12 protein-coding genes and 1 pseudogene are annotated in these 12674 nt (G+C 63.5%); 5 read left to right on the forward strand and 8 right to left on the reverse strand.

Annotated features, from left to right (window positions below):
- Positions 1-11: 11 nt before the first annotated feature.
- From ABCN56_RS06955 to ABCN56_RS06985, 7 genes are all read right to left on the reverse strand, one after another.
- Complete coding sequence (locus tag ABCN56_RS06955) at positions 12-1490, reverse strand: mannitol dehydrogenase family protein (protein ID WP_343080033.1); 1479 nt, start codon at positions 1488-1490, stop codon at positions 12-14.
- A gap of 76 nt (positions 1491-1566) precedes the next feature.
- Positions 1567-2337: an L-iditol 2-dehydrogenase gene (locus tag ABCN56_RS06960; protein ID WP_343080034.1), complete on the reverse strand. Its 771-nt coding sequence runs from the start codon at positions 2335-2337 to the stop codon at positions 1567-1569.
- On the reverse strand, positions 2334-3338 hold the full coding sequence (locus ABCN56_RS06965) for an ABC transporter ATP-binding protein (protein WP_343080035.1): 1005 nt from the start codon (positions 3336-3338) through the stop codon (positions 2334-2336). Before ABCN56_RS06965 ends, ABCN56_RS06960 begins: the two co-directional genes overlap by 4 nt.
- 11 nt (positions 3339-3349) lie before the next feature.
- Positions 3350-4183 carry a carbohydrate ABC transporter permease gene (locus tag ABCN56_RS06970; RefSeq protein WP_343080036.1) on the reverse strand — a complete coding sequence of 278 codons (834 nt, stop codon included), beginning with the start codon at positions 4181-4183 and terminating at the stop codon, positions 3350-3352.
- A 13-nt stretch (positions 4184-4196) separates the two neighbouring features.
- Positions 4197-5069, reverse strand: coding sequence for a carbohydrate ABC transporter permease (locus ABCN56_RS06975; RefSeq protein WP_343080037.1), 873 nt, complete (start codon positions 5067-5069; stop codon positions 4197-4199).
- A gap of 140 nt (positions 5070-5209) precedes the next feature.
- Positions 5210-6532, reverse strand: coding sequence for an ABC transporter substrate-binding protein (locus ABCN56_RS06980; protein ID WP_343080038.1), 1323 nt, complete (start codon positions 6530-6532; stop codon positions 5210-5212).
- 133 nt (positions 6533-6665) lie between these two features.
- Positions 6666-7694, reverse strand: coding sequence for a LacI family DNA-binding transcriptional regulator (locus tag ABCN56_RS06985; RefSeq protein ID WP_343080039.1), 1029 nt, complete (start codon positions 7692-7694; stop codon positions 6666-6668).
- Between the two features lie 265 nt (positions 7695-7959).
- Between ABCN56_RS06985 and ABCN56_RS06990 the strand changes: the two genes are divergently transcribed.
- The 5 genes from ABCN56_RS06990 to ABCN56_RS07010 all read left to right on the forward strand — a co-directional run bounded on the left by ABCN56_RS06990 (position 7960) and on the right by ABCN56_RS07010 (position 12339).
- Positions 7960-8910, forward strand: a complete 951-nt coding sequence (locus tag ABCN56_RS06990; RefSeq protein ID WP_343080040.1) for a tagatose kinase — start codon at positions 7960-7962, stop codon at positions 8908-8910.
- Positions 8907-10154, forward strand: a complete 1248-nt coding sequence (locus ABCN56_RS06995) for a D-tagatose-bisphosphate aldolase, class II, non-catalytic subunit (protein ID WP_343080041.1) — start codon at positions 8907-8909, stop codon at positions 10152-10154. The genes ABCN56_RS06990 and ABCN56_RS06995 overlap by 4 nt, the downstream gene beginning before the upstream one ends.
- 634 nt (positions 10155-10788) lie before the next feature.
- The gene (gene nthA / locus ABCN56_RS07000; RefSeq protein ID WP_343080042.1) at positions 10789-11400 is read left to right on the forward strand and encodes a nitrile hydratase subunit alpha; all 612 of its coding nucleotides are present in this window, start codon (positions 10789-10791) and stop codon (positions 11398-11400) included.
- Complete coding sequence (gene nthB, locus ABCN56_RS07005) at positions 11397-12053, forward strand: nitrile hydratase subunit beta (RefSeq protein ID WP_343080043.1); 657 nt, start codon at positions 11397-11399, stop codon at positions 12051-12053. The genes nthA and nthB overlap by 4 nt, the downstream gene beginning before the upstream one ends.
- The gene (locus ABCN56_RS07010; protein WP_343080044.1) at positions 12040-12339 is read left to right on the forward strand and encodes a nitrile hydratase accessory protein; all 300 of its coding nucleotides are present in this window, start codon (positions 12040-12042) and stop codon (positions 12337-12339) included. Before nthB ends, ABCN56_RS07010 begins: the two co-directional genes overlap by 14 nt.
- Positions 12340-12427: 88 nt before the next feature.
- Here ABCN56_RS07010 and ABCN56_RS07015 read toward each other — a convergent pair.
- Positions 12428-12640 (reverse strand): annotated as a pseudogene (locus ABCN56_RS07015) (IS6 family transposase); the annotation flags it as partial.
- Positions 12641-12674: the final 34 nt, after the last annotated feature.

A 12674-nucleotide genomic window follows, 5' to 3' on the forward strand; every position in this document is an offset into this window, starting at 1 on the left:
GCTCGCTCCGTTCAATCTCGGCCGGCCAGGTAGGCGTCCATCGCGGCCGCCGTACCCTTTTCCCAGATCATCCGAAGCCACTTGTCGAAAGCATCGGCGAAACGGGACCGGTCGGCGAGGTTGCCGTAGGTCTGGCGCATTTCCAGCCAGACGCGCGGATCGTCCTTCGCCCTCTTGGCCACCGCCTGCAAATCGCTCCAGAACGGGTCGTTTGGCTCGATCGTGCTGCCGTCCTCGCGGGTACCATAGCACATCCGCGCCCAGGCCGCCTCGACCAAAGCCAACCCCTCGACGGGGGTGCCGGCGGCGAGCCCGTCCCGCACCGAGCCGAGCACGAAGCCCGGGTGACGCGAGGAGCCGTCGAATGCGACCCGGCGGGTGGTATCGACTATCATCGCGTTGCCGAAGCGGTTGAGCAGCAGTTCGATGTATTGCCCGGGCGTGAAGCCCGGGACGGCGGCGATGTGCGGCATGATCTCCTCGCGTTCGACCTTTTCGAACACCGCGCGAATGCCCTCGTGCTCCATCGTGCCCGAGATCGTCTCGACCGACAGAAGCTCGCCGAGGTCGGAGATTACCTGGTGACCGCCGTTCAGCATGCGGATCTTCATCCGCTCAAAGGCGTGGACGTCATCCGTGAAGGTCGCGCCCGCCTTGTCCCAGTCGGGACGCCCGCAGCAGAACTTGTCCTCGATCACCCACTGGCGGAAGTTCTCGTGCGTGACCGGCACCGCGTCGTCGATGCCGAACTCCCTGACCAGCGCGAGTTCCTTCGGGCCGGTCGCCGGCACGATGCAATCGACCATCGCGTTGGGGAAGGTGCATTCGCTGTCGATCCAGTCGGCGAGTTCCGGGTCGGAAAGCCGCGCCAGCGATACCACCGTCTGGCGCAGCACGTCGCCATTCGATTGAAGGTTGTCGCAGCACTGGCCAGTGAAGGGACCCACCCCGCTGTCGCGCCGCTTCTTCAGCGCCGCCACCATGGCGCCGAAGGCAGTGCGAGGGCTGTGGGGGTTCGCGGCGTCGTGGACGATATCCGGATGGCCTGCGTCGAAGCCGCCGGTGGCCGGGTCGATGTAATAGCCACCCTCGGTTACGGTGAGCGCGACGATGCGGATTTCTGGTTCGGCCATGCGGGCGATGAGCGCGCCGTTACCCTCCTCGACCGGCACGTAATCGATCATCGAGCCCACCACCTCGGCCGAGCTCCCCGAAGGATCGAGCTCGATGAGCGTGGTGAGATAGTCCTGCGCAGCCATCTTCTGACGCATCGCCTGATCATGTGGCCGCACGCCAGCGCCGATGATGGCCCAGTCGCGCGCCAGACCCTGCTGCATCAACCGGTGCAGGTACCACGACTGGTGGGCGCGGTGGAAGTTGCCGAGCCCGATGTGGACGATGCCGGGGGTGAGCTTCGACCGATCGTAGCTCGGGCGTTTCACGCCTTCGGGGAGCTGGCCGAGGGTGGCGTTGGAGAGTTTGACGGCCATGGCCTTTCCTTTCGAGAACATGCGGCCGCGGTCCCCCGGAGAGCCGCGGCCAGAATTCCAGGCGCGGTTCCCGGCGTCAGCTCATCCAGTTCCCGCCGTCGACGTTGAGTGTCTGGGCCGTGATGTAGCGCGCGTCGTCGGAAGCGAGGAAGACGCACGGACGCGCGATGTCTTCCGGAACGCCCATGCGCCCGAGCGGCACTGCTTCGCCCACCTCGCGCTTCTTCTGGCCGATTTCCTTGTGCTCGTATTCGGCGAACTGACGGTCGACCACGTCCCACATCGGCGTGTCCACCACACCGGGGGCGATTGCGTTCACCCGGATGTTGTCCTTCGCCAGTTCCAGAGCCAGGGATTGCGTGACCGAGATCACGGCGGCCTTGGTCGAGCAGTAGATCATGACATTGGGCTCGCCGCGCCGGCCGGCCTGGGAGCTGAAGTTGATGATCGCGCCGCCGCCGCGCTTCTTCATCCCGGGCACCACGGCCTGAACGGCGAAGATCGTGCCGCCCACGTTCACGTCGTATTGCCGGCGGTAATCCTCCATCGTCACCTTGTCGATCGAGGCCATGTTGAAGATGCCGGCGTTGTTCACCAGGATGTCGATCCCGCCCCAATTGCCTTCCACGGCGGCGACGCCCGCGGCGATCTGGTCAAGGTCGGTCACGTCCATCGTCACTGCCATCGCGTTGTCGCCCAGCGCGGCGGCTGCCTCCTCGGCCTCGTGGGCGAGCCGGTCGGCCACGGCGACCTTGGCCCCCTCGGACACGTAGGCTTCGCAGATCGCCCGGCCGATGCCGCGCGCGCCGCCCGTCACCAGGGCAACCTTCCCTTCGAGGCGTTTCATTCGATCCTCAGTCCTTTGCTGTCAAAGCGGTGGAGATGCTCCGGGCGCGGCGTGAGATAGACCTCGGTCCCGTATTTCAGCGCCAACTCGCCGGTCGCGCGCACCGTGATCGGCTCGGGCGCGGCGTTCGACTGGATATGGAAGAAAGTATCGGAACCAAGGTGCTCGGACACGCCCACGGTGCCCTTCCAGGCGCCTTCCGTATCGGAGATATCGATATGCTCGGGGCGGATGCCGATCGTGTGGGCATCGTGCTTGGCCGCTTCCGGACCCCCGATCAGGTTCATCTTCGGGCTGCCGATGAAGCCGGCCACGAAGATGTTGCGCGGGGTCTGGTAAAGCTCCAGCGGGCTGCCGACCTGCTCGATCACGCCCGCGTTGAGCACCACGATCTTGTCGGCCATGGTCATGGCTTCGACCTGGTCGTGGGTGACATAGATCATCGTCGTATTCAGCCGCTTGTGGAGCTCGCTGATCTCGAGCCGCATACCCACGCGCAGGGCCGCGTCGAGGTTCGAGAGCGGCTCGTCGAAGAGGAACGCGGCGGGCTCGCGGACGATGGCCCGGCCGATCGCCACCCGCTGGCGCTGGCCGCCCGAAAGCTGGCCCGGGCGCCGGTCGAGGTAGTCGGTGAGGTTCAGCACGCGGGCCGCTTCCTCGACCCGCCTGTCCTGCTCGGCCTTGTCCATCCCGGCCATGCGCAAAGGGAAGGAGATGTTCTTGCGCACCGACATGTGCGGGTAAAGCGCGTAGCTCTGGAACACCATGGCGAGGCCGCGCTTGGCGGGCACGATGTCGGTCGCGTCCTTGCCATCGATCGTCACCTGGCCGTTGGTCACGTCCTCAAGCCCTGCGATCAGGCGAAGGAGCGTGGACTTGCCGCAGCCAGAGGGGCCGACGAAGACCACGAACTCCCCGTCTTCGATGGTGAGGTCGAGCGGCGGGATCACCTCGACGCTGCCGAACGACTTGGAGACCTGATTGAGCTGAATCTGTCCCATGTCCGTTTCCCTTATTTCACCGCGCCGAAGGTCAGGCCGCGGACGAGTTGTTTCTGGCTGAACCAGCCCATGATGAGGATCGGCGCGATGGCCATGAGCGACGCCGCCGAGAGCTTGGCGTAGAACAGGCCCTCGGGGCTGGAGTAACTGGCGATGAACTGCGTCAGCGGGGCCGCCTTCGCCGCCGTCAGGTTCAGCGTCCAGAACGCCTCGTTCCACGCGAGGATGATGTTGAGAAGCACGGTCGAGGCGATTCCCGGCACCGCCATCGGCGTGAGCACGTAGATCACCTCCTCGCGCAGGCTCGCCCCGTCCATCCGCGCCGCTTCGAGGATCTCGCCGGGTATCTCCTTGAAGTAGGTATAGAGCATCCAGATGATGATCGGCAGGTTGATCAGCATCAGGACGACCACGAGACCCACACGGGTATCTAGAAGCCCGAAGTCGCGGAACATCAGGTAGATCGGGACCAGGACGCCCACAGGCGGCAGCATCTTGGTCGACAGCATCCACATCAGCACGTTCTTGGTGTGCTTCGCCGGCACGAAAGCCATCGCCCAGGCCGCTGGCACCGCGACCAGGAGGCCGAGAAAGGTGGATCCGACCGAGATGATCACCGAGTTTGAGAAGTGCTTGAAGTAGTCCGACCGCGCCTGCACTGTCGCGAAGCTCTCAAACGTCCAGCCTGAGCCAAACAGAACCTCCAAGGGCGCGCGGATCGCATCTTCTTCGGTCTTGAACGCAAGGATGGCGATCCAGAGGATCGGAAAGAACATCAAGAACCCAAGCGTTCCCGCAATGGCCGTGTTGAGGGCCTTGGTCTTGTTCGAGACTGCGCGTGCCATTGATCTCTCCTCCCTACGCGTCGAGGTTCTTGCCGATCATCCGCATCAGGAAGAAGGCAACGATGTTGGCGAGGATGATGGCCATCACGCCACCGGCGCTGCCCATGCCCACGTCGAACTGCAACAGCGACGAGACATAGATCAGATAGGTCAAGTTGGTCGTCGCCGTACCGGGGCCGCCGTTCGTGGTCACGAGGATTTCGGCGAAGACCGACAGAAGGAAGATCGTCTGGATCAGGATCACGACGGTGATGGCGCGCGCGAGGTGCGGGAGCATGATGTACCAGAACCGGCTCGGCCAGCTCGCGCCGTCCATCTCCGCGGCCTCTAGTTGCTCCTGGTCGAGCGACTGCATCGCGGTGAACAGGATCAGCGTCGCGAAGGGAAGCCATTGCCAGCTGACGATCAGGATGATCGAGAGCAGCGGAATCTGTCCGAAAAAGTCTATGGGCTGGAAACCCAGGCTCCTCGCGACCTGCCCGAAAATCCCGTTCACGGGATTCATGAACATGTTTTTCCAGACGAGCGCCGAAACCGTCGGCATCACGAAGAAGGGCGCGATCACCATGATCCGGATGATGCCCTGACCGAACATCGGTCGGTCCAAGAGCAGCGAGAACGCGATGCCGCCGACAACCGTGATCAGCAGGACGCCCCCGACCAGCACAAGCGTGTTGATCATCGCCGCCTTGAAACTCGGGTCGGTCACGAACCAGTAGTAGTTCTCCCATCCCACGAAGGGATTACCGGTCGGCGTGATCAGGTTGTACCGCAGAAACGAAAAATAAAGCGTCAGCGAAAGCGGCACAATCATCCAACAGAGCAGGAGGATCACCGAGGGCGAGATCATCATCCTGGCCGCGGCGCGGGAAGCCTTGGTTGCCATTGGTTCCTCCCTCAAGGTTTTGATCGCAGCGTTGAAGGAAAGGCCCAAACAGGCCCTTTCTAAAAAGCTACACTAAAGGATTCTTGCGGCATCTGGAAAAGCGGGCCGATCCACCGGGACCGGCCCGCCCTGGGAGGAGGTTACTTGATGTAACCGGCCTTGGTCATTTCGCGGACCGCGAACTGCTGGCTGTTGGCCAAGGCCTCTTCGACCGTCATCTGGCCGGCGAGCGCCGCAGAAATCTGCTGGCCAACGTAGTTGCCGATGCCCTGGAACTCGGGGATCGCAACGAACTGGATACCGGTGTAGGGAACCGGATCACGGGTCGGATTCGCCGGATCCGCCGCAAAGATGGCTTCCTTGATGGTCGCAGAAAACGGCGCTGCTTCCAGGTAACGCGGATCATCGGCAATCGAAGCGCGCGTGCCGCTCGGCACGGCCACCCAGCCTTCGGTTTCGCCGACCATCTCGAAGTACTCTTTCGAGGTGCCCCACTTCAGGAAATCCTTGGCGACATCGATCTTCTGAGAGGTTGCCGGGATGGCCAGTGCCCAGGACCAGAACCACCCGGTACCCTTGTCGGTCTCCTCTTTCGGCGCCTGGAAGAAGTCGGTCACGTCGGCAACGCTCGACGTGTTCGGGTTGCGCACGTCGTTGGCGGCCGAGGTCGCGTCGACCCAGGTTGCGCACTTGCCGTCCTTGAACAGGGCCCGGTTTTCGTTGTGACCGTTCGCGGTCGCACCCGGAGGCCCGTACTTGGTCATCAGATCGACGTAGTACGTGATCGCCGCGTTCCACTCGGGACTGTCGAGCTGCGGCTGCCATTCCATGTCGAACCAGCGGGCGCCGAACGCGTTGGCGAGCGGGCCGACGAACGCCATGTTCTCACCCCAGCCGGCCTTGCCGCGCTGGCAGGTGCCGTAGATGCCGTTGTCCGGGTCGTGGAGCTTGGCCACGTAGTCGTCGCGGAACGAGGTGTAGGTGATCTGCTCGGTCGGCGCCGTGAGACCGGCCTTCTCGAACAGGTCGGTGCGGTAGAAGGTGAACGACGTCTCCGAGTACAGCGGCACGGCGTACAGGTGGCCGTCGGCCGACAGGCCGTTGCGCACCAGCTGGAAGATGTCTTCGAGATCGTAGTCGGCGTCATCGCCGAAATCGTCAAGCGGCGCCAGCCAACCGTTGGCACCCCAGATCGGCGTTTCGTACGCGCCGATGAAGATGATGTCGAACGAACCGCCTTTGGTGGAGATATCCTGTGTGGTCCGCTGACGGAGGACGTTTTCCTCCAGCACAACCCAGTTGATCGTGTTGCCGGTAGCTTCTTCCCACTGCGGGGCAAGCTTCTGCATGACGATCATGTCGGCGTTGTTAACAGTCGCGATGGTGATTTCTTCGGCGAAAGCACCGGTGCCGGTGACAAGCGCCATCGCTGATGCAGCAAATAAGGATTTTCTCAAGGTCATCCGATTCCTCCCATGGTCTTAAGAATTAACCGACACGCAGCTAACGACAGGCTCGCCAATGCGTCAAGGAAAAAGTTTACGCGCGTAAATATAAGGTCTGAACCCCTGACCTAACCGCGCGACGGATTGCGCATCATGCGGAGGCGCGCATCACCAGCTTGCCGTCGAACAGCGTCGTTTCGCGCTTCTCGGCTTTCCCGCCGGATTCGATCAGCCGGAACAGCGTTTCGACGCTGCGCTCGGCGATCGAGGCATAGTCCTGCGCCACCGTTGTCAGCGACGGCGAAGTGAAGCGCGAGAACGGGTGGTCATCGTGCCCGGCGATCCGGAGGGCAAAACCGGCACCGCGCCCCACGCGCAGGCCTTTTTCATAGGCTGCCGCGAGGAGGCCAATGGCGAGGCGGTCGTTCGAGCACAGGATGGTATTGGTGGGCAATCTACCTTCGGAGATCACCCTGATCCCCTCGGAGTAGCCGACCTCTTCAAATCCCCAACCCTCACCGTTGACGTGAATCACGTTGGGGGTAAGGCCAAGCGACTCCATCGCACCGATATAGGCGCGCCGGCGCTTGTTCGCGTTCGGGTTGACCGGGGGCATCTCGAAGAAGGTCGGCGGCTCGCCGGTCCGGGAAAGGTACTCGACGATGAGCCCGATACTTTGGAAATTGTTCGAACCCACGAAGGCCTCGCCAACGTCGTCGAGGTTGCTGTCGAACAGGACGGTGGGCACGTCTTCGCAAAACTTTTCGATAATGCGCCGATCGGAGGCGCGCCCGAGCGGCGCGAGCAGAACGCCCGCGGGCTTGAGCGAGCGGAGGCTGTCGAGAATATCGTTTTCCCGGTGAGTATCGCCGTGAGAGCTGAAGAGCGCGGGCCAGAACCCGGCCTGGATGCAACGGCGCTCGATATTGCGGCCAATCTCGGCGAAGAACGGGTCGGCAAGATAGGGCACCACGATACCGACGTACTTTGTCAGACGCCGGTTCTGGTTCATGGCGAAGATGTTTGGCCGGTAGTCGTATTCCTCCAGCGCCTCCTGGATCTTGAGGCGCGTGGATTCCCGGACGCTGCCGGGGTCATTGAAGAATTTCGACAGCGTTGGGCGGGATACCCCGCTCACGGCCGCGAGTTCTTCCATGTTTCGGATCTTGGATTCGTCCATCTGGATATGCCTACACCTGTCGGGCAGCCCCCCTTTACACCGCCGTCGCCGAAGATTCCGCCGAAATCCGCAGTCCCCCTAGATTAAGGGGAAAACTTACTGCGCGTAAAGTTTCATGTTGACTTGAGGTATTACCAATGGCACCGCTTGAACTGCGGTCGGGAAGCTGCACGGCCCGTTTTTCGCGAGGCTGGCCAAGCTCTTTTCTTGGCGTCGCGCCGCGACTGCGGCAGATCCTCAGGGCTGTAGCAGGACGGATTTGGGCATGAAGAAGATCGTCGTCATCGGGGAAATTCTCGTCGAGATCATGGCCGACAGCATCGGGGAAGGGTTTCGTGAGCCCATGGCGCTTACCGGCCCGTTCCCTTCCGGCGCTCCGGCGATCTACATCGACCAGGTCGCCCGCACGGGCCAACCCTGCGCCATCCTGTCGACGGTGGGCGACGACGATTTCGGCCGTCTGAACCTGGATCGGCTCAGGGCGGATGGCGTCGATGTCTCCGCTGTGGGCATCGATCCTGATCGCCCGACGGGCAGCGCCTTTGTGCGCTACCGCGCTGACGGGTCACGCGATTTCATCTTCAACATCCGCCACAGCGCCTGCGGCGTACTGCCCGACAGCGCGGCCGCCAAGAAGGTGCTGGATGGCTCGGATCACCTCCACATCATGGGCTCCTCGCTATCGAGCCCGAAGCTTGTCGACCTGAACCTGCGGGCGGCCCGTGCCATCAAGGCGCGCGGCGGCACCCTGTCCTTCGACCCGAACCTCCGCAAGGAAATCCTCTCGGCGCCGGGGATGCGGGCGGCGATGAGCGAAATCCTCGGCCTGACCGATCTGTTCCTGCCCAGCGGGGGGGAACTGGTCCTGCTTACGGACGCCAAGGAAACCCGGGCCGCCGTCGCCGAGTTGCTGGATCATGGCGTCACGGCCGTCGTGCACAAACTCGGCGCTGTCGGGGTGCATTACCACGACGCCTCGGGCGATGTGTTCGTCCCCGCCTTTGCCGTCGAAGAGGTCGATCCCACCGGGGCGGGGGATTGCTTCGGCGGTGCATTCACCGCGCTATGGTTGCGCGGGACCGACACGCGCGAGGCGCTTACGCTCGCTGCGGCCGCAGGCGCGTTGGCCGTCACCCGCCGCGGCCCGATGGAAGGCGCATCCACGCTCGACACGCTTCGAGCGTTCGTTGCCGGGAAGGCGAAGGAAACGACATGACCCATCCGCTCTTCGGGATTGCGGCCGCCTTCCACGAGGGCAAGCCTGCCGGAATTACTTCAGTGTGCTCGGCCCACCCGGTCGTCATCGAGGCCGCGCTGCGACTGGCGAAGGAAACGGGGCGTCCGGCCCTGATCGAGGCGACCTGCAACCAGGTCAACCAGGAGGGCGGCTACACCGGAATGACCCCTGCCGATTTCCGCGTCTTCGTCGAGAAGATCGCGGACAAGGTGGGGCTCGCCAAGAGGCAGATCATTCTCGGTGGTGATCATCTCGGCCCCAATCCGTGGAAGGACCTTCCCGCCGACGAGGCGATGGAAAAGGCCGAGGCAATGATCGCCGCCTTCGCTGCGGCGGGCTTCACGAAGCTCCATCTCGACACCTCCATGGGCTGCGCGGGCGAACCGGTGGCGCTGCCGGACGAGACGACCGCAACCCGCGCCGCGCGCCTGGCCGTCGCTGCGGAGGCCAACAGGGGAGCAGTCGATCCCGTCTACGTGATCGGAACCGAGGTCCCGGTTCCCGGCGGCGCGCTTGAGGAACTGGACGAACTTGCCGTGACGACTCCCGAGGCGGTCTCTCGCACCCATTCCGTCCATCGGGATGCCTTCGCCGCTGCGGGCGCGCAGGGCGCCTTCGCCCGTGTCGTCGCCATGGTCGTCCAGCCGGGCGTAGAGTTCGGACACGCGGATGTCGTCCACTTCGAACCCGAAAAGGCAAGGGATCTTTCGGCCAGTCTGGCCGGATTGCCCGGGATCGTCTTCGAAGCCCATTCGACCGACTATCAGACCGAGGCTGGTCTCACGGCGCTCGTGCGGAATGGATTTGCCGTACTCAAGGTCGGACCCTGGTTGACCTTCGCATTGCGGGAGGCGCTCTACGCGCTTGACGCCGTGGCCGATGTGCTTGAAGGGCACCCGCCCCGAGGCGCGCTCATGGCCGCGATGGAAGAGGTGATGCGTGCAGCGCCGAACAACTGGAAGAAATACTACGAAGGCGACGAGACGGAACTCTGGCTGCAGCGCCATTTCAGCTACTCCGACCGCATCCGCTATTACTGGCCCTCTCCGAAAGCCGAAGAGGCCGTGGCCCGATTGCGTGCCCGCCTTGATGGCAAGGCCATTCCCGAACCAGTGCTAAGCCAGTACCTGCCCACCGTTTCCGCAGGCGGCGGGGCCGAAGAGATCATGGTAGCCGCCGTTCAAAACGTCCTGCGCATGTACGAGCGGGCCTGCGCCACTTAGCGCAGTCCCCACAGCGTCGCGGGATCGTAGCGACCGAGGCTCCTTGCGGGGCTACGCAGGGGGTTGGCAGACTGACGCGAGCCGATTCCATCGAGGACAGTGACGCTGTCCATTGATGAGCACAAAGACCGGGCCGTTCGACCAGCGAGACGGCCTCTCTTCTCGCATTTCCTGGTGACGGAACTCTCCGAAACCTCGCCTGCGTGATCCAGCGCCTGCCAGAGGCAGTGCATCTCGCCGTTGATCTTCTTGAACATCTCGTAGAGGTGCCATTTCCGGCGCCTTGATCGCATACCCTCGATCCGATGTTTCCCCGCTCTTGGCAGCGGATATCGGCCCGAACCGATGCCCCCTGAAGCGGAGGTTCCGTGGCTGGCGTCGATCCCGCGCTTGTGGAGCAAGTCTTCGACGGTTCAAAGCGACAACGGGAAACGAGCGCAGAGCACTCCTGCCAGCCGGATATTCTCATGGCTGGTCTCGAAATAGCGAAGGAACTTGGCCTCGGCATTTCCAGAAGCCGTGCTGGCCCCGCCCCGCTCACGCCAAGTCGCCCTGACACCGCCCTCTGATCTGCCGCCTTGGGGCTGGCGTTCTGCGGCGGAGCGGCCATACTGCCGATCAAGAGGCTGACGACATGCACGACGAACCGCACCACGAGAACGAACTGGACGAGATGACGGCGCGTGTGCGCGCGCTGGAGACGATCCTCGTGGAAAAGGGTATTGTCGATCCCGCCGCGGTCGACGCCATCATCGAGACCTACGAGCACAAGGTGGGCCCGCGGAACGGGGCCGCCGTCGTTGCCCGCGCCTGGACTGACCCGGACTTCGCGGACCACCTTCGACAGGACGCCACCGCCGCGATAGCTTCGATGGGGTTCGTGGGCCGGCAAGGTGAACACATGGTTGCTGTGTTCAACACGCCCGAAGAGCACAACCTTGTCGTTTGCACGCTGTGTTCCTGTTACCCGTGGCCTGTGCTTGGTTTGCCGCCCACATGGTACAAGGCGCCCGCCTACCGGTCGCGAGCAGTGCGCGAGCCTCGTGCGGTTCTCGCGGAATTTGGCGTGACCTTGCCCGAGACGACCCGCATTCGCGTCTGGGATTCGACTGCCGAGATCCGCTACCTCGTCATCCCCGAGCGCCCGCCGGGCACGGATGGAATGGATGCCGAGGCTCTCGCAGATCTCGTCACCCGAGACAGCATGATTGGCTGCGGACTGCCGCGGCACCCGGAGACGTCATGAACGGCCCCCAGGATGTCGGCGGCCGGCATGGTTTCGGCCCGGTCACCCTGGAAGAGGAAGACGTCCGATTCCATGCGGAATGGGAAAAGAGGGTGTTGGGGATCACGCTCGCATCGGCAGCGCTCGGCTATTGGAACATCGATGCGTCCCGACATGCCCGCGAAAGCCTCGTGCCTGCGATCTACTACAATGCCAGCTACTACGAGATATGGCTCCGTGCCCTCGAGAACTTGCTGGAGCGCGCGGGCGAAATCACCAGGGACGAATTGGCAGAGGGGCATGCCCGGAGCCCGGGCCGTCGCGCCGATCGTTGTCTGACGGCAGCGTTCGTTCCGGAGGTTCTGGCCAGAGGCGGCCCCACCGAGCGTCCTGGATCGGATCCGATCTTTGCCGTGGGTGACCGCGTGCGCACCCGCAATCACCAGCCTGCAGGTCATACACGCCTGCCATCCTACGCCCGAGGCCACACTGGCGTCATCGAGGCGCTTCATGGCGTGCACGTCTACCCCGACAGCAACGCGCATTTCGCGGGCGAGAGTCCATGTCCTCTCTATTCCGTTCGGTTTGAGGCCAGGGAACTGTTCGGCGAAGATGCAGACCCGACGCTGTCCGTCAGCATCGATGCGTGGGAGCCCTACCTTGAACGCGCCTGAAGCCCCCTTTGTTGAGCCGTGGCAGGCTCAGCTCTTCGCCCTGACCGTCGCGCTCAATGAGGCGGGCCACTTCACCTGGACGGAATGGACGGCCGTGTTTGGGCCGCGCGTTCAAGCGGTCGAGGCAAGTTCTTACTGGCAGATCTGGTGCGAGGCGCTTGTCGAGCTTCTGGAGCGTTGCGGGTTCGCGGATGCGGCGGAGGTCCAGGCGCTCACCGAGCGCTGGAAGGCCGCGGCACGCGCCACGCCGCATGGAAAGCCCATTGTGCTTTCCGCAGCACCGTGAACGTGCAGTTCCTGCCCTTTTCCAGCTGATGCGAGACTGATGCGAAACCGTCGCGGCTTGCCCGACCCGCCGCCCCTCGAACGCACCGCTCGGCAAGTGCAGCTGCGCGGTTGATCTTGAGGGTCGCCCGGGGGAAGAGGTTGCGTTCCTAGTTGAAGCGGTTGTGGATCGAGGCGCAGACAGCGGCGTACTTCTGAAGGCTGCGCATCCGCCCGAAGCGGAGCATCGCTCGTTCCTGTCGTCGGAATGGCAGATGGGAGTTCCATGAGCGGTTGTTCGGCCACCGCCCGGCCTCATGGCGGGCATGGCCGAAAGCGATGTCCGACGCCGGTCGC

Source organism: Ostreiculturibacter nitratireducens (genome assembly GCF_032670585.1).
Lineage (GTDB): Bacteria > Pseudomonadota > Alphaproteobacteria > Rhodobacterales > Rhodobacteraceae > Ostreiculturibacter > Ostreiculturibacter nitratireducens.